Source organism: Streptomyces sp. cg36 (genome assembly GCF_041080675.1).
Taxonomy (GTDB): domain Bacteria; phylum Actinomycetota; class Actinomycetes; order Streptomycetales; family Streptomycetaceae; genus Streptomyces.
In genome coordinates this window covers 3,019,219-3,036,874 of the sequence record NZ_CP163520.1, presented here as the reverse complement: position 1 = coordinate 3,036,874, position 17,656 = coordinate 3,019,219, and the positions used below count along the sequence as shown (strand labels likewise).

The 17,656-nt window shown below is 73.0% G+C and carries 11 protein-coding genes and 1 pseudogene; 7 read left to right on the top strand and 5 right to left on the bottom strand.

The window, feature by feature from the left end; genetic code table 11:
* Nucleotides 1-125 precede the first annotated feature (125 nt).
* Nucleotides 126-3,383 carry a tetratricopeptide repeat protein gene (locus AB5J87_RS13360; protein ID WP_369376765.1) on the bottom strand — a complete coding sequence of 1,086 codons (3,258 nt, stop codon included), beginning with the start codon at nt 3,381-3,383 and terminating at the stop codon, nt 126-128.
* 134 nt (nt 3,384-3,517) lie between these two features.
* On the opposite strand from AB5J87_RS13360, the gene AB5J87_RS13355 reads away from it, so the two are divergent.
* Nucleotides 3,518-5,521, top strand: coding sequence for a thioredoxin domain-containing protein (locus tag AB5J87_RS13355; protein ID WP_369376764.1), 2,004 nt, complete (start codon nt 3,518-3,520; stop codon nt 5,519-5,521).
* A 135-nt stretch (nt 5,522-5,656) separates the two neighbouring features.
* Here the strand turns inward: AB5J87_RS13355 and AB5J87_RS13350 are convergent, their stop codons facing one another.
* Nucleotides 5,657-6,046, bottom strand: a complete 390-nt coding sequence (locus AB5J87_RS13350) for a hypothetical protein (RefSeq protein ID WP_369376763.1) — start codon at nt 6,044-6,046, stop codon at nt 5,657-5,659.
* Nucleotides 6,047-6,356: 310 nt separating this feature from the next.
* On the opposite strand from AB5J87_RS13350, the gene AB5J87_RS13345 reads away from it, so the two are divergent.
* Nucleotides 6,357-8,723, top strand: a complete 2,367-nt coding sequence (locus AB5J87_RS13345; protein WP_369376762.1) for a glycoside hydrolase domain-containing protein — start codon at nt 6,357-6,359, stop codon at nt 8,721-8,723.
* Nucleotides 8,724-8,767: 44 nt separating this feature from the next.
* The gene (locus tag AB5J87_RS13340; RefSeq protein ID WP_369376760.1) at nt 8,768-9,499 is read left to right on the top strand and encodes a hypothetical protein; all 732 of its coding nucleotides are present in this window, start codon (nt 8,768-8,770) and stop codon (nt 9,497-9,499) included.
* 291 nt (nt 9,500-9,790) lie between these two features.
* Here the strand turns inward: AB5J87_RS13340 and AB5J87_RS13335 are convergent, their stop codons facing one another.
* The 3 genes from AB5J87_RS13335 to AB5J87_RS13325 are packed head-to-tail and all read right to left on the bottom strand — an operon-like array spanning nt 9,791 to nt 12,711.
* Entirely contained in the window at nt 9,791-10,426 is a 636-nt protein-coding gene (locus AB5J87_RS13335) for a TetR/AcrR family transcriptional regulator (RefSeq protein ID WP_369376759.1), read from the bottom strand.
* Nucleotides 10,427-10,436: 10 nt separating this feature from the next.
* A complete protein-coding gene (locus AB5J87_RS13330) occupies nt 10,437-11,972 on the bottom strand; it encodes an MFS transporter (RefSeq protein WP_369376758.1) in 1,536 nt (511 codons plus the stop codon).
* A gap of 58 nt (nt 11,973-12,030) precedes the next feature.
* Nucleotides 12,031-12,711, bottom strand: a complete 681-nt coding sequence (locus AB5J87_RS13325; protein WP_369376757.1) for a hemolysin III family protein — start codon at nt 12,709-12,711, stop codon at nt 12,031-12,033.
* Between the two features lie 275 nt (nt 12,712-12,986).
* Here AB5J87_RS13325 and AB5J87_RS13320 point away from each other — a divergent pair, with 275 nt between their 5' ends.
* The 4 genes and pseudogenes from AB5J87_RS13320 to AB5J87_RS13305 all read left to right on the top strand — a co-directional run bounded on the left by AB5J87_RS13320 (nt 12,987) and on the right by AB5J87_RS13305 (nt 17,625).
* Nucleotides 12,987-14,810 (top strand): phosphoenolpyruvate carboxykinase (GTP), encoded by a 1,824-nt coding sequence (locus tag AB5J87_RS13320; protein WP_369376755.1) that lies wholly within the window; start codon nt 12,987-12,989, stop codon nt 14,808-14,810.
* A 262-nt stretch (nt 14,811-15,072) separates the two neighbouring features.
* A pseudogene (locus tag AB5J87_RS13315) lies at nt 15,073-15,813 on the top strand (serine/threonine-protein kinase); the annotation flags it as partial.
* A 214-nt stretch (nt 15,814-16,027) separates the two neighbouring features.
* Entirely contained in the window at nt 16,028-16,498 is a 471-nt protein-coding gene (locus tag AB5J87_RS13310) for a hypothetical protein (protein ID WP_369376754.1), read from the top strand.
* 95 nt (nt 16,499-16,593) lie between these two features.
* Entirely contained in the window at nt 16,594-17,625 is a 1,032-nt protein-coding gene (locus AB5J87_RS13305; RefSeq protein ID WP_369376753.1) for a hypothetical protein, read from the top strand.
* Nucleotides 17,626-17,656: the final 31 nt, after the last annotated feature.

Sequence of the window (17,656 nt, the reverse complement as noted above, 5' to 3'; positions counted from 1 at the left end):
GCGGGCCGTGGTGGGTTGCTCGCGCAGTTCCCCGCGCCCCTGATCGGGGCCGGTTTTTGTCTGAGGGCGCCCCTGGAGAGGGGACCGTGGGGTCCTTCCAGGGGCGCGGGGAACCTCGCTGTGGGCTAGTGGGGGGTCGCCAGGGGTACTCCCATGACCTCTCGGGAGTGTCTCGTGGGGACCAGGCCGAGGTGCCACGCCTGCCAGCCCGATTCCAGTTCCACGCCGCGCTCCAGCATCAGCGCGTACGCCTCGGCGCAGTCCTCCAGTTTGCCGTCGCGCGTGTCGTGGCCCGCGCGGATCAGCTGGGACAGCTCCTCCTGGGCCACCGCCGTGCCGATCTCCGAGCCGCCCGCCGAGGCGTACGGCAGCAGGGTGCAGCGCAGGAAGCGGGCCCAGTCGCCGCCCCGGCGGTCACCGTACGAGTCGAAGAGCGCCACCGCCTCGTCGCACAGGGCCAGCGCCTGCGGGGCGCGGTTGTTGCCCGCGTCCACCACGGCCAGCTCCAGGCACGTCCACGCCTCGCCGTGGGCCACCCCGATCCGGTGGAAGTCGGCGCGCGCGTCCACCAGGAGCTGGCGGGCGAAGCCGGAGTTGCGCAGGTTGCCGGTCTGGGCGGCCCGCTGGTCGCGGGTGACGCGGCCGGAGTGGTGGCGCGCGCAGGCCAGCCCGTACACGTCGCGCATCCGCGAGAACATCGTGCGGGCCCGTTCCAGCTCGCGGACCGCCTGGTCGCGGTCGCCGCGCTCCTCCAGGGCCTGGCCCAGGTAGTAGAGCGTCCACGCCTCGCCGCGCGCGTCCTCCTGCTCGCGGTGGCGGGAGAGGGCCTGGCGCAGCCCGTCGACGGCCGGTGACGGGTCGCCGTCGACCAGCCGGGCGCGGGCGAGCTGGGTGAGCGCCCAGGCTTCGCCCCGGCCGTCCCGGGTCCGCCCGTACAGGTCGAGGGCGGTGCGCAGCTCGTCCTCGGCGCGCGGCACGTCGCCCATCCGCAGGCACACCTGGCCCAGCTGGAAGTGGCTCCACGCCTCGCCGTGCAGCGACTCGCCCTCGCGGTGCAGGGCGAGCGCCGTGTCCAGCAGGGACAGCGCCTGGGCGAGGTCGGCGCGGTCGCGTTCGACGGCGGCCAGCGCGTGCAGCGACCAGGCCCGGTCCTCGTCCTGCTCGGGCGCGGCCTGGAGCGCGATGGCCTCGCGCAGCTTGGCCGCGGCCTCGGTGAGGTTGCCCTGGTGGTGCAGGGTGATGCCGAGGGAGCAGAGCGCGAGGGCCGCGCCCGCGTCGTGGTGCGCCTCCCGGTAGAGGCCGACCACCGAGGACAGGGTGGTGCGGGCCTTGTCGAGCTCGCCCAGCTGACGGGCCGCGATGCCGGTGCGCCACCGTACGGAACGCTCCAGGAGCCCCTGGTCGACGGCCTGGGACAGCTCGCTGATCTCGCCGAGCCGGTACAGGTCGCCGCGGAGCAGGCAGTAGTCGCACAGCGCGCCCAGCAGGTTGAGCACGGCCTGCTGGTCGACGTCCTGGGCGTCGCGCAGCGCGGCCGTGATGAAGCTCGACTCGTCGTCCAGCCAGCGCAGCGCCGCGTCCAGCGAGGCGAAGCCGTGGCCGCCGAACTGGCCCGCGCGGGTGGAGAGTTTGCCGTCGACCATGCGGATCACCGCGTCGGCGAGGTCCGCGTAGTTCTGGATCAGCCGCTCCTGGGCGGCCGAGCGCTCGCCGGGCTCCTCCTCGTCGGCCAGCCGGGCCAGCGCGAACGCCCGTACGGTGTCGTGCAGCCGGTAGCGGTCGGCGCGGACCCGGTCCACCAGGCCGGCCCGGGCCAGCTCCGCGAGGAGGGTGCCCGCCTCGCTCTCGCCGGTGGCCAGCAGCGCCGCCGCGGCGGCGGCGCCGAGCGAGGCCCGCCCGGCCAGGGCCAGGCGCCGCAGCAGCCGGCGGGACGCCTCGGGCTGGTCGGTGTAGCGCAGCCACAGCGCGCGCTCCACCGGCGCGACCGGGCCGTACGCCCCGAGGTCGGCCGCGAGCTCGCGGGTGTCGCGCGGGCCCAGCGACGAGCCCGCGATCCGCAGCGCCAGCGGCAGCCCGCCGCACAACTCCCGTACGAGCAGGGCCGCCTCGGCGTCGTACGGCTCCTTCGCCTCGTCCTTGGCCGCCTCGCGCAGCAGCTCCTCGGCGCCCGCCTCGTCCAGCGGGCCGACGGCCAGCTGGTGCACCCAGGCCGGGAAGTCGGCGGGCAGTTCGAGGGGGTGCGCGGCCGTCACCAGGACCAGGCTGTCGGAGCGCTCGGGCACCAGGGTGCGCACCTGTTCGGCGCCGCTCGCGTCGTCGAGGACGACCGTGACCGCCAGGCCCGTCAGATGCTGGTGGTAGAGCTCGGCGAGGCGGCGCACCTGCTGGTCGGCGGTGGAGGTGCCGCGGGTCCTCGTCTCGGCCCGGCCCGGGGAGGCCCCGTCGCGGAAGAGGAGTTGCTCGCGGGGCGCGCCCAGCCGGTTGAGCAGGTGCAGCAGCGCGTCGCGGGTGGCCAGCGGCTGGGCGCCCTGCCCGCCGCCGCGCAGGTCGACCAGGCACGCGCCCCGGAACTGGTCCCTGAGCTGGTGCGCCGCCCGCACCGCCAGCGTGGAGCGGCCGGAGCCGGACGGGCCGTGCAGCACCACCACGGTCGGCCGGGTCTCGGTCGCGGCGCGCGCGGAGTGCACCCACTGGGCGATCCGGGTGAGTTCGGCCCGGCGGCCCGCGAACGGGCCCTGCGGCTCGGGCAGATGGGTGAAGGACTGCTCCAGGACCGAACGGCGCCGGGCCGCCGCGCTCTTGTCCGTGCCGCGCAGCTGGGTGGGCACCGAGGACGCGGTCTTCTTGCCGGTCCGGGTGCCCGGCGTCACCATCCGCTGCTGGTCCAGGAACGGCCGGATGCCCCGGACGTCGAGCGCGGTCAGCCACTGCAGGCGCAACTGCTCGGCGCCGCCCGGCCGGGAGAGCTCGCCCGCGCGTCTCTGCGCGGCGGGCAGGTGCGCGGCCGTCACCCGTACGACGGTGGCCGCGGCCCCGGCGACGGCGGCGGCGGCCCCGGCGCCCGCGGCGGGGCCGCCGCCCGCGCCCAGCGCCAGATCGGCCAGCACGGCGGCGCCCGCCGCGACTCCGGCGGCCAGGAACGCGGTGCCCGCCCGCTCCCGGCCGAACCGGGCGCCGAGCGACAGCTGCCCGGCCGCCGCCTCGTCCAGGGCGCGGGTGTACGCGCCGTACTCCTCGTCGGCGGCGGCTGCCAGCGTGTCCAGGGCCGCCCGGCCGCGCGTCAGCAGCGCGTTGGCGTCGGCCCGGCCGCCGGAGCGCCGGACCTCCTCCTCCACGGCCCGCGCCAACAGCCGCTCGGCCTCCGCCCGATGGCCGTCCCGCATGTGGTCCCCCTCCGAGAGCGTCGGATGCGACTCGACTCCTGGTCGAGTGTGCAGGTGGTGTCAAGTGTCGTGCCTGCCGCGCGTCGGCGCGAGGGAGTCGGCGGATCATCTCGCCCGTGGGGGAGGATGGGGCCATGCCGAACCGCCTGGCCCATGAGACGTCCCCGTATCTGCTCCAGCACGCCGAGAACCCGGTCGACTGGTGGCCCTGGTCGCCCCGGGCGTTCGCGGAGGCGCGCGAGCGCGGGGTCCCGGTGCTGCTCAGCGTCGGGTACAGCAGTTGCCACTGGTGCCACGTCATGGCCCACGAGTCGTTCGAGGACGAGCGGACCGCCGCGTTCCTCAACGAGCACTTCGTCAACGTCAAGGTCGACCGGGAGGAGCGGCCGGACGTCGATGCCGTGTACATGGAAGCCGTGCAGGCGGCCACCGGGCAGGGTGGGTGGCCCATGACCGTCTTTCTGACGCCGGACGCCGAACCGTTCTACTTCGGTACCTACTTCCCGCCCGAGCCGCGCCACGGCATGCCGTCGTTCCCGCAGGTCCTGGAGGGGGTGCGGGCCGCCTGGGCGGACCGGCGCGAGGAGGTCGGCGAGGTCGCGGCGAAGATCGTGCGGGACCTCGGCGAGCGCGAGCTGCCGCACGGCGGCGACGCCGGGACGCCCGGCGAGGAGGAGCTGGCGGCGGCCCTGCTCGGGCTCACCCGCGACTACGACGAGCGCTGCGGCGGCTTCGGCGGGGCGCCCAAGTTCCCGCCGTCGATGACGCTGGAGTTCCTGCTGCGCCACCACGCGCGCACCGGCTCCGAGGGCGCGCTCCAGATGGCCGTCGACACCTGCGAGAAGATGGCCCGCGGCGGCATCTACGACCAGCTCGGCGGCGGGTTCGCGCGGTACTCGGTGGACCGCGAGTGGGTGGTGCCCCACTTCGAGAAGATGCTCTACGACAACGCGCTGCTGTGCCGGGTGTACGCGCGGCTGTGGCGGGCCACCGGTTCGGAGCTGGCGCGCCGGGTGGCCCTGGAGACCGCCGACTTCATGGTGCGCGAGCTGCGCACCGCCGAGGGCGGCTACGCCTCGGCGCTGGACGCCGACAGCGACGACGGCACCGGGCGGCACGTGGAGGGCGCGTTCTACGTGTGGACGCCCGGCGAGCTGGCGCGGGTGCTGGGCGAGAAGGACGGGGCGGCGGCGGCCCGGCACTTCGGCGTCACCCCCGAGGGCACCTTCGAGGAGGGCGCCTCCGTGCTGCAACTCCCGCTGGACGGCGGCCCGGTGGACGCCGGGGTGCGCGCGCGGCTGCTCGCGGCGCGCGAGGAGCGCCCGCGTCCGGGCCGCGACGACAAGGTGGTCGCCGCCTGGAACGGCCTGGCGATCGCGGCGCTGGCGGAGACCGGCGCGTACTTCGACCGCCCGGACCTGGTCGAGCGGGCGACGGAGGCGGCGGACCTGCTGGTCCGGGTCCATCTGGACGGCCGGGCGCGGCTGTCGCGCACGTCCAGGGACGGCCGGGTGGGCGCCAACGACGGCGTCCTGGAGGACTACGCGGACGTCGCCGAGGGGTTCCTGGCGCTCGCGGGGGTGACCGGCGAGGGCGTCTGGCTGGAGTTCGCCGGATTCCTGCTCGACAACGTCCTCGACCGGTTCGCCGGTGAGGGCGGGGCGCTCTACGACACCGGGCACGACGCGGAGGAGCTCATCCGGCGTCCGCAGGATCCGACCGACAGCGCGACCCCGTCGGGCTGGACGGCCGCCGCCGGGGCGCTGCTCTCGTACGCGGCGCACACCGGTTCGGAGGCCCATCGCACGGCCGCCGAGGGCGCGTTGGGCGTGGTGAAGGCGCTGGGGCCGCGCGCGCCGAGGTTCATCGGCTGGGGCCTGGCCACGGCCGAGGCGCTGCTGGACGGGCCCCGTGAGGTCGCGGTGGTGGGGCCGGTCGGCGGCGAGCTGCACCGGGCCGCGCTGCTGGGGCGGGCGCCGGGCGCGGTGGTGGCGGCGGGGGAGCCGGGCGGCGCCGAGTTCCCCCTGCTCGCGGACCGGCCGCTGGTCGACGGCGTTCCGGCGGCCTACGTGTGCCGCCACTTCACCTGCGAGGCCCCCGTGACCAGCGCGGACGAGCTGGCGAGGGCGCTGTCCTGAGCGCCGGCGCGGGTACGGGTCGGCACCGGTGGGGTTCCCCGCGCCCGGGTGGGCGCGGGGAACCCGAGCGGGGTCGCCGCGCTGGGCGCCCCGCCGAGGGCCCGTGCCCGGATGGGCGCGGGGAACCCCGGACGACTAGTTGTCGTTCTTGTAGATGCCGATGTACCACCAGTCACCGCGGTCCGGCGCCATCCAGGCCGGGACCCACTCGTCCTGCGAGCCGAGCCACTTGCCGCCGCTCGCGCCGCAGTTGCGGTCGGTCCACTTGCTGAAGTGCATCGAGTCGCGCCACCACCAGCCGTTGAAGCGGGTCTCGTAGCCCGGCGTGGCGAGGCACGCGTGGGCCGGACGGCCGCCCTGGTCGAAGCCGTCGATCTTGATGGACGCCACCCGGTGCGTCTCGTCGTGGATGACGATCTGCTGGCCGTTGGTGCCGGCGTAGGCGGTGCCGCCGGTGGCGGCCATGCCCGTGAAGGCCAGCGCGCCGGTGGCCGCGGCCACGGCGAACTTCTTGCCCGTGCTCATGAGTTGTTCCCCCTTGTCGAACCCTGTTCACGCACCGGTCGATCTGGTGCGGGGGAGATCGTACGACATGTTTTGACGTGCTCGCGTTCAGCAATAACCGGATGGTCAGTCAGTTATGATCACCCCATCATCGGCAGTCGACGGGGGACGCTGACGCCGAGGTGACGTGGGGAAATCAGCTCAGGAATAGGGTCGTTCCGCCATGCCCGCAGGGGCGTCGGCGTCCGTACCGCTATGCCGGAATGCCTTCTTCCGCTCGCAGGATTCACGCACCCCCGAGTCCCGAGCCCCGCTCACCGGAGAGAGACACATGGCGGACGAGAAGGTCCTTGCTGCCCAGAAATGGGTCAACGCCACATACGCGGCCGTTCCCGGCTTCGTGAAGGCCCCCGAAGACGGGCGCACCGGCTGGTCGACGATGTTCGCGCTGACCATGGCGCTCCAGGCCGAGCTGGGCATCGCGCCGCTGGTCGCGAGCTTCGGCCCGGGCACCCTCGCCAAGCTGGCGGCCCGGCCCGACATCGGCGCGGGCGAGTCCAACGCCAACATCAAGAAGATCGTCGAACACGCCCTGTTCTGCAAGGGCTACTGGGGCGGCGACGGCTCCGGTTCGTACGGCTCGGCCACCGACAAGTCGGTGCGGGCGCTCAAGAACGACGCCGGGATCGACGCCTCCAACGGCTCGGTCCAGCCGAAGGTCTTCAAGGCGCTGCTGAGCATGGACGCGTACGTCTCGGTGCCGGGCGGCACCGACCGCGTCCGGGCCGTCCAGCGCTGGCTCAACGGCCGCTACTACGGCCGGTCCTCGTTCTTCCTCGGCCCGGCGGACGGCATCTACTCCCGCGACGTGCAGAAGTCGCTGATGAAGGCCATCCAGTACGAACTCGGCATCCCCGACGACCAGGCGACCGGCTCCTTCGGCCCCGGCACCCAGGCCGGGCTCAAGGCCCACTCCGTCAAGCAGGGCGACTCGGGCGTCTTCGTCGAGCTCTTCTCCGCGGCCTGCGCGCTCAACTCGCCGCTCGTCAGCGAGGGCGGCAACTCCGAGGTCACCTTCCGGTCCACCTTCGACACGGCGCTCAAGGACTGGGTGGCGGACTTCCAGGACTTCTCCGAGCTCGCCAACCGCGCGGGCAACGGCGACTACGCCACCTGGGCGCAGCTGCTGGTCTCCACCGGCGACCCGGAGCGCCCCACCGCCGCCTGCGACACCCGCTTCCAGATCACCCGGGCCCGCGCCGACGCCCTCTTCAAGGCGGGCTACCGGCACGTCGGCCGCTATCTGTACGACCCGCCGGGCAGCACGCTGGACAAGGAGATCAAGACCGGTGAGCTCCAGGACATCTTCGCCGCGGGCCTGAGCGTCTTCCCGATCTACCAGGACAACGCGCGCCGCCTCCAGGACTTCACGTACGAGCAGGGCTTCTCGCACGCCGTCAACGCCAACGGCCTCGCCGAGGGGTACGGCTTCAACCGCGGCACGGTCATCTACTTCGCCGTCGACTACGACGCCACGGCCGACGAGATCACCTCGAACATCGTGCCGTACTTCCAGGGCGTCCAGGCCGGGCTCGCCTTCCGGGGCAAGAAGTACGTCCACGGCGTCTACGGCTCGCGCAACGTCTGCACCCAGGTCAGCAAGTTCACCGACGCGCGCTACTCGTTCGTCTCCGGGATGTCCTGGGGCTTCTCCGGCAACCTGGGCTTCCCGCTGCCGCCGAACTGGGCGTTCAACCAGATCAAGGAGTTCCGCTTCAGCTCGGGGGGCGACACGTTCGACCTCGACAACGACGCGCACCGCGCCGGGACCGACGACGGCCAGAACTCCGTCAACAAGGACGTGAACCCGGCCTCCGACTTCATCCACTACCTCGAACAGCTCTATCCGCTGGCCCTCCAGTACGGCAAGGGCGACCCCGCCCGGCTCACCCTGGAGTACGCCCGCCACCTCGACTACCGGGGCTTCCAGTGGTGGGCGCTGATCGGCAACGTCCCCGACGACTTCGTGAAGTTCGCGGAGGACCGGGGCGTCAAGGTCTTCGAGCAGTTCAAGGACCCGGTCAGCGGCTACATGCTGGGCGTCCAGCACATGATGGCGGGCGCCAACGGCCACTACGTCAAGCCGCAGCACGCCGACGTCCGCACGGTCGGCGTCGGCGACATCGTCGGCTGGGCCGGTGACCTGATCACCTTCTACGGAGAGTGGCAGCGGGACGTCAAGTCGTACGCGTCGGGCCGCACCTACTGCAAGGAGAAGCTCGGCCGGATCGGCGTGGCCTCCACGTTCGGCTTCAACGACCTGGTGAGCGACGTGGACGGCTATCTGCTCGCCCGGCGGATGGAGAACGGCGGCGAGCACCTGCTCGGCGTCGCCCGCGAGCACTACGGCCTCGGCGAGCGCGACATGGGCGCCCTCACGCGCTTCCGGGACTTCTTCGAGATGCGGTTCGGCGGCAGCGTGGACAACGTCGTGGCGATGGCCAGGAGCGTGCTGGCCGACCCGATCGACCCGCTCGTCTACCAGGGCCGCATCGATCTGATCCGCAAGCAGGCGGGGCCGCAGGCCGTCATGCCGAACAAGCTGCCCGCGCAGCAGCTCACCGACTTCTGCCAGGGCTTCGCCGATGTGCTCCACGAGCGGGTCATGCAGGAAGCGAACGGCAAGGCCGGTCTGTAGGCCCGGGTGCGAGCCCGAGTACGAGAGGGATGAGGAACCCAAGCATGAGCGAAGTCATGACGCGGACGGCGGGCCTCGGCCGGCGCCGCTTCCTGGTGGCCGGTGCCGGTGTCGCCGGCGGGGCGGCGCTGGTCGCGGGCGGGCTGCCCGGTACGGCCGTGGCCGCCCCGGGCCCCGCCCCGGCCGCGAACCCGGTCCCCGCCGTGCCCGCCGGGCCGGCCCCGGCGCGGTGGCACGGCCGGACCTCCGCCAACGGCTGGCCCGTCGTGGCCGCCGCGCCCGCGCACCGCGTCGAGGGCGCGGGCGGGGTCTCCTTCGCGGCCGTGGACGGTGACGTGGCGACCGTGCTCACCCATCTGGTGCGGCGCTACCACTACGAGATCCACACGCTGGGCGTGCACGACCTCGTGGGGCACGCCACCGAGCGGGCGGTGGCGGCGCCGTACGAGAGCAACCACCTCTCGGGCACGGCGGTCGCGGTACGGCCGCTGCTGTATCCCGTGCGGGCGCGGGACGGGTTCTTCCCGGCCGAACTCCTGGTCGTGCGGGACATCCTGGCGGATCTGGAGGGGGTGGTGAAGTGGGGCGGGGACGAGGCGGTTCCCAAGGAGTCGCACTTCCAGATCGATGTGCGGCCCGGGGATTCGGGGTTGCGGCGGGTCGCCGCGAAGGTGCGGGCGTGGGGCCTTGCGCCGGGGGCGGGGGCGGGGACCGTCGACGTGTTGGCACCCGGGCGGGTGCGGGCCGCGAAGTCCCTGGCGGCGCGTCAGCGCTGAGCCTTGCGGGGTCCGGGGCTGGTGACCCGGGCCCCCTGGTGCCCGGTCTTTGGCCGCGGGCCGTGCTGGGTCGCTCGCGCAGTTCCCCGCGCCCCTTGTGTGTCCGGACTTCGGCTGCGGGCCGTGGTCGCTTTTCGCGCAGTTCCCCGCGCCCCTGAACCCGCCTTCGTCCGCGGATCGTGCTGGGTCGCTCGCGCAGTTCCCCGCGCCCCTGAAAAACCTCGTTCGTCTGCGGGCCGTGTTGGGTTGCTCGCGCAGTTCCCCGCGCCCCTGGCTGGGCGGGGTGTCGGGTCAGGGGGTCAGGCCGTTTTTGATGGTGTTCAGGGAGCGGTCCACCAGGTCGACCAAGTCGTCCTTGTGGTCGCGTTCCGCCCAGTACACCGTCGTCTCGTAGAGCGCGCCCAGGATCGACATGGCGAAGACCCGTACCTCCAGTTCGTCCTCCTCGTGGCCGGTGCGTTCGGCCAGGACCGCGCAGAGGAGGCGGCTGGTGAGGGCCATCGACTGCATCATGCGGGCCCGCAGCGCAGGGACCCGGGCCAGCAGGGTCGTGCGCTGCGTCATCTCCTCGGCCTCGTGCTCCAGGGCCAGCCGGGTCGCCTTGACGAGGACCTGGCGCAGGGACTCCAGCGGGGGCTCGTCGGCCGGGCGGGCCCGCAGTTCGGCGACCATGATCGGGTCGTACTCGTCCGTGAGGACGATGTCCTCCTTGGTCGGGAAGTAGCGGAACACCGTGGACGGCGACACCTCGGCCGCCTCCGCGATCTGCTCGACCGTGGTCGCCTCGTACCCCTGCGCGGCGATCAGCCGGTAGGTGGCGCGCCGGATCGCGACGCGCGTCTTGAGCTTCTTGCGTTCGCGCAGCCCCAGCTGCGGCTGCATGTCCTCGGCGAGGGAGTCGAGGGACCGGGAGTGTGCGGAGGCCATGGGGGCATTCTCAGGCATCGACGGGTTCGGTCACCACGTCGGCCCGCGCCGGGCGGCCGGTTTCGCCCGGCTTGAGCAGGGCCGCCGCGAGCAGCGCGGTGATCAGCGCGGCCACCCCGCAGACCACCAGGACGGTGTCCATGCCGTGGACGTACGCGGAGTCGGCGGACGCGGCGAGCCGGGTGTCGCCGAGGCGGGCGGCGACCAGGTGCGCGGCCACCACGGAGTCGCCCGCGCGGTCCGCGAGCGGGCCCGGCACCCCGGCCGTGTCGAGCCGGTCGGTGAAGACCCCGGCGAGCAGGGAGCCCAGCAGGGCGATGCCGACGGCGCTGCCCACCTGGCGGACGGTCATCAGCAGTCCGGAGCCGCTGCCCGCCCGGTCCGGCGGCAGGGTGGCGAGCGCGGCCGTCATCGCGGGCACCATCGCGAAGCCGAATCCGGCGCCCGCGAGGGAGAGCCACAGCGCGGTGAAGCCGTAGCCGTCGCCGAGGGAGGTGCGGCTGCCGAGGAAGGCGGAGAACGCCAGCACCACGAGCCCGGCGCTGATCGTGGCGCGCGCACCGAACCGGCGCACCAGCGGCTCGCCCGCCTTGGCCGCCACCATCAGCCCGCCCATCAGCGGCAGCATCCGCAGCCCGGTGCCGAAGGCGTCGTTGCCGAGGACCGCCTGGAGGTACTGCGGCAGGACGAACATCAGCCCGGACAGGATGAACATCACCAGCGTCGCGGCCAGGGTGTTGAGCAGGAACGGCCGGTGGGCGAGGAGCGACATGTCCAGCATGGGGCGCGGCACGCGGCGCTCCCGTACGACGAGGGCCGCGATCAGCGCGGCGCCGCCGCCCAGCGCGGCCAGCACCACCGGATCGCCCCAGCCCCGGGTGGGCGCCTCGATGATCCCGTAGATGAGGGCGCCGAGGCCGGCGGCGGTGAGGGCGGTGGAGACGGTGTCGACGCGGGGCGCGGCCGGGTCGCGGGTCTCGGGCAGCAGCAGGAGGCAGGCGGTGATCCCGAGCGCCGCCATCGGCACGTTGATGAGGAAGACCGAGCCCCACCAGAAGTGGTCGAGGAGGAAGCCGCCGATGATCGGGCCGAGCGGCAGGCCGAGCGCGGAGGCGGCGGTGACGAGGGAGACGGCCTTGGTGCGTTCCTCGGCGGGGAAGAGCGAGGGCAGCACGGCCAGGGCGAGCGGCATCACGAAGGCGGCGCCCACGCCCATGACCGCGCGGGCCGCGATGACGGCCGCGACGCTGGTGGTGAGCGCGCCGACGAGGGAGCCCAGGAGAAAGATCCCGAGGCCGGTGACGAGCATCCGGCGGCGGCCGAAGCGGTCGCCGAGCAGGCCCGCCGGGAGCATCAGGGCGGCGAAGACGACGATGTAGGCGTCGGCCATCCACTGCTGCTGGCCGGTGGTGGCGCCGAGGTCGCGCGCCATGGTGGGGAGCGCGACGTTGAGGATCGTGGTGTCGAAGCCGAGCACCAGCAGGCTGGCGACCATGGCACCCAGCGCCCACCAGCGCCTCGGGTCGGGACCTTGCTCCTGCGCCATGGCACACCTCCGTGAGAGTCACCGTCAAGTGACAGTAACTCTCAAAAGAGGCTCGCCGTCAAGAGTGCTGGTACGCGACCAGGGAGATCCCGACGTAGTGGACGACGAACGCGGCCAGGGTCAGCGAGTGGAACACCTCGTGGAAGCCGAACCAGCGCGGCGAGGGGTTGGGGCGCTTGATGCCGTAGATCACGCCGCCCGCGCTGTAGAGGAGGCCGCCGACGATGACGAGGACCAAGACCGCGATGCCGCCGGTGCGCATGAAGTCGGGCAGGAAGAAGACCGCCGCCCAGCCCATCGCTATGTAGCAGGGCGTGTAGAGCCAGCGCGGCGCGCCGACCCAGAAGACCCGGAAGGCGATCCCGGCGAGCGCCGCCGCCCACACCGCCCACAGCAGGGTGCGCCCGGTCGCGTCCGGGAGCAGCAGCAGGGTGAGCGGGGTGTAGGTGCCCGCGATGATCAGGAAGATGTTGGCGTGGTCGAGGCGGCGCAGGATCGCCTCGCCGCGCGGCCCCCAGTCGCCCCGGTGGTAGAGGGCGCTGACGCCGAAGAGCAGGCAGGCGGTCAGGACGTAGATCCCGCAGGCGACGCGGCCCCGGGTCGAATGGGCGAGTGCGGTGAGCACGAGGCCGGAGACGACCACGGCCGGAAACATCCCGGCGTGCAGCCAGCCGCGCAGTTTGGGCTTCAGGGGCCTTGCCGGCGCGAGGGCCGTCACCTGATCAGTCATGTCCCGCATGCTACCTACGGCTCCGTAAGTTACGGATAGGTGCGGCCGGTAACGCCATGTCCCCCGACGCCCGGATGCCCGAGAGGTGAACAACGAGTGGCGATGCTCACTCTGCTCACGTGAGAGTGCCTCTGGACATATGGGCGAGCGACGCGGATGATCAGATGAGTGCGGTCGGCACCGGATGAGCGCCAGCGTCAAGAAGCATCCGGGTCGCAGCCCCCACGGGGCAACGAACGAAATTCCCCCACAAGGGGATACCGAACCCTCAACAAGGAGCGATCGTGGCGCGCGACATCGCGGCTCCCACTTCTGTCCCGACCAACCACCAGGAGCTGATCTCCTGGGTGGACGACATCGCGGCCATCACGCAGCCGGACCGGGTGGTCTGGTGCGACGGTTCCGAGGCCGAGTACGAGCGGCTCTGCGAGGAGCTCGTCGCCAAGGGGACGTTCCAGAAGCTCGACCCGATCAAGCGCCCGAACTCCTACTACGCCGCGTCCGACCCGACCGATGTCGCCCGGGTCGAGGACCGCACCTTCATCTGCTCCGAGAAGGAGGAGGACGCGGGGCCGACCAACCATTGGAAGGCCCCCGCCGAGATGAAGGAGATCTTCGCGGGCGAGAAGGGGATCTTCCGGGGTTCGATGCGCGGGCGCACCATGTACGTCGTGCCCTTCTGCATGGGCCCGCTCGGCTCGGACCTCTCCGCCATCGGCGTCGAGATCACCGACTCCGCGTACGTCGCGGTCTCCATGCGCACGATGACCCGCATGGGACAGCCGGTCCTGGACGAGCTCGGCACCGACGGCTTCTTCGTCAAGGCCGTCCACACGCTCGGCGCCCCGCTGGCCGAGGGCGAGGCCGACGTGCCGTGGCCCTGCAACTCCACCAAGTACATCTCGCACTTCCCCGAGACCCGCGAGATCTGGTCCTACGGCTCTGGCTACGGCGGCAACGCCCTGCTCGGCAAGAAGTGCTACGCGCTGCGCATCGCCTCCGTCATGGCGCGTGACGAGGGCTGGCTGGCCGAGCACATGCTGATCCTCAAGCTCACCCCGCCGCAGGGCGAGTCCAAGTACGTGGCCGCCGCCTTCCCGTCCGCCTGCGGCAAGACCAACCTCGCGATGCTGGAGCCCACGATCTCCGGCTGGACCGTCGAGACCATCGGCGACGACATCGCGTGGATGCGGTTCGGCGAGGACGGCCGGCTGTACGCGATCAACCCCGAGGCCGGTTTCTTCGGCGTCGCGCCCGGCACCGGTGAGCACACCAACGCCAACGCGATGAAGACCCTGTGGGGCAACTCCGTCTTCACCAACGTCGCCCTCACCGAGGACGGCGACGTGTGGTGGGAGGGCATGACCGAGGAGGCGCCCGCGCGTCTGACGGACTGGAAGGGCAACGCCTGGACGCCCGAGTCCGAGACCCCGGCCGCCCACCCCAACGCCCGCTTCACCGTCCCGGCCGGCCAGTGCCCGACGATCGCCCCCGAGTGGGAGGACCCCAAGGGCGTCCCGATCTCCGCGATCCTCTTCGGTGGCCGCCGCGCCTCCGCGGTGCCGCTGGTGACCGAGTCCTTCGACTGGAACCACGGCGTCTTCCTCGGCGCCAACGTGGCCTCCGAGAAGACCGCCGCCGCCGAGGGCAAGGTCGGCGAGCTGCGCCGCGACCCGTTCGCCATGCTGCCGTTCTGCGGCTACAACATGGGCGACTACATGGCCCACTGGGTCAAGGTCGGCGCGCACGCGGACGCCGCCAAGCTGCCCAAGATCTACTACGTGAACTGGTTCCGCAAGAACGACGCGGGCAAGTTCGTGTGGCCCGGATTCGGCGAGAACAGCCGCGTCCTGAAGTGGATCGTGGAGCGCCTGGAGGGCCGGGCCGAGGGCGTCGAGACCCCGATCGGCATCCTGCCGACCAAGGAGTCCCTGGACACGGCCGGTCTCGAACTGGCCGAGGACGACCTGGAGTTCCTGCTCAAGGTCGACACCGAGGTCTGGCGCGAGGAGGCGGCGCTGATCCCCGAGCACCTCAACACCTTCGGCGACCACACGCCCAAGGAGCTGTGGGACGAGTACCGCGCGCTGGTGGCCCGTCTGGGCTGACCCGCCCGCCCGTGAGACTCGTGGCGGGCTGCCCCGAAACACCGCCCTGACCAGTGGGGTCACGACGGTCCGCCACGATACGACCGGCCCCCGGAGCCCCCTCACGGCTCCGGGGGCCGGACACGTTCCGGCTCCCCTCGCGGGATTGCGTTTCGGTATCGCGGCTGCCACCGGCGGCCGTACGCGGCACACTCTGACGGTGAGCGCGGGATGAGCCGAGTGAGGTGGCGGGGTGCGCACACCGGTCAGCGATCCTCTGCGGGTGGGGCCGTACCGCATCGCCGGGCGGCTGGGGTCGGGCGGGATGGGGTGGGTGTATCTGGGGCGTTCGCGCGCGGGCCGTGCGGTGGCGGTGAAGGTGGTCCGCCCCGAGCTCGCCGCCGACCCGGAGTTCCGGCGCCGCTTCGCCCGTGAGGTGGCGGCGGCGCGACTGGTCGGCGGGGCCTTCACGGCGGCGGTGGTCGACGCCGACCCGGAGGCCGAACTGCCCTGGCTGGCCACCGCGTACGTACCCGGCCCGGCCCTGTCGGAGGCGGTGGCCACGGACGGGCCGCTCACCGAGGACCAGGCGCGGCGGCTCGGCGCGGGCCTGGTCGAGGCGCTCCAGGCGATCCACGCGGCCGGGGTGGTGCACCGCGACCTCAAGCCGTCGAACGTGCTGCTGGCCGCCGACGGGCCGCGCGTCATCGACTTCGGGATCTCCAGCGTGGCCGGGGCCACCGGGCTCACCCGGGCGGGCGCCCTGATGGGGACGCCGCCGTACATGTCGCCGGAGCAGATGACCGGGGCGGGCGGGGTCGGCCCGGCCAGCGACGTCTTCTCGCTGGGCGGGGTGCTGGTGTACGCCGTCACCGGGCGCCCGCCGTTCGGCCACGGCGCCGGGGTGGCCTACCGGGTGGTGCACGCCGAACCCGATCTCGACGACGTGCCGGGCGAGTTGGGCGCGCTGGTCGCCCAGTGCCTGGCCAAGGAGCCGGGCGGGCGGCCCGCGCTCGCCGCCCTGCTGGCCGGGCTGCTGGGCCCGGACGCGGACGAGGCGCGGGCGCTGAGCTGGCCGCCGCCGACCGTGGCCCGGCGGATCCGGGTGCGCACCGGGGAGCTGCGGGCCCGCCGGGTGGCCGAGGCCGGGGTGTCCGTGCCGTCCTGTCTGCGGCTGCACGCGCAGACGCTGCTGGAGGCGGGGCTCACCGACGCGATGGTGATCGAGGCGGTGGAACGTGCCGGACTCTGAGCGGACGCCGATGGCCCAGGGAGCCGGGAGCGGCGCCGGGGTGGGCGCGCAGTGGCGGGGGCTCGTCCACGGCTGGGCGGCCGGGCGCAACCTCCACCGCGAGGAGGACACCGTCTCGGTGTCGCTGCGCTTCGACCTGACCGAGGCGGGCCGGTCCGTCACCGCCCGTTTCATGACCACCAGAAGACTCCTGGTGGCGTTCATGACGGACGGCCGCTTTCTGCGCGGCGACCAATTGGCGACGGCCGCCGCCGCGGCGAACGCGTGGAACACCGAACAACTGGTCCCCATGCTCTCGGTGTGGGACGTGCGCGGCCCCCGGCCCTGTATCGCCGGGGTGTGCACGCTGCCCCTCAACTGCCGGATGAGCCAGCCGGAATTCGATCTCCTGGCCGATGAATGGCTGGAACAGGCGCGGCAGATGTTCTTGCGGTGCCATCAGGTTTTCAAGTTGTAGTTGTGGCTGGCGTGAATGGCCAAAACCCTTTCGGAGTACCCCGGTTGGCGTCATATTTGCGATGTGCTTTTCCGGGGGGCGGGAGGGTTTTGCTCATGCGGTGTGTCCGGAACTTCCGGCGGAGACTGCGCGGTGCCGGGCCGGCCGGGCTGCTCGCCCTGGCCCTGCTCGCCCCCGGGCTGCTGACCGCCGCCCCCGCCGCCGCGGACCAGGGGTGCGCCGGGAACCTGACCGCACGGCTCGACTGCTGGGCCGGGCGCGTCGGCGTCCATGACGCGTCCGTCGTCGTCACCCTGCGCGAGCCGCTGAAGCTGGACGGGAACGCGGCCTCCTGGAAGCTCTCCCAGCGCCGGGCCGCCTTCGAACGCGGGCCGCTGGTCGTCATGGTGCCCTCGGGGCACGCCACGGGGGCGGGCGGCACCCTGCTGCTCGCCCTCGCCGGGGACCGGCTGGTCGACCCGGACGCCGAGATCACCCGCCTGGACGCCGCCACGGTGGACAGGCTGCGGGAGGCGGGCGCCTGCGACGGCACCCTCTGCGACCTGGTCAGGGCGAGCGACGCCAAGGGCGACGGCAAGAAGGACGACGGCAAGAAGGGCGCCTCGCAGGGCGCCACCGTCAGCGGCAAGCAGCTGGTGGACGCGGGCCTCGCCGCCGAACTCGGCCGCAACGCGGACACCGTGGGCGGCTCCGGCGGACGCTCGCTCTCCCCGCTGCTGCTCGGCACCGCCGCCCTGCTGCTGCTCCTGCTGGCCGCGCTGGTCCTCGCCGTACGCCGCTCCCGGGGCCCGCGCCCGGTGTACGCGGTCCCGGCCGCTCGCGCCGCCGCGCCCGCCGCCGTACGCACCGGGCGCGCCGGCCGGACCGGGAGCGGCACGCACCGGGCGCCGGACCGGGCCGCCCGGGAAGGCGCCCGCACCGCCGTCGTGCGCACCGTGCTGCACCCCCAGGGGTACGTGGAGCTGGACCAGTGCCTGCGCCGGGCCGTCTGGGCCGAGAGCGGCACGGCGCCGCCCGCCCCGGGCGCCCCCGTGGAGGTGACCGACGGCGGAGCGGGGATGCTCCACGCCCGTAAGCACACCGGGAGCGGACGGAACGTCAACAGCGCGGCCCCACAAGGACATTGAACGAGAACACCGAACGGGAACGGGGAGACAG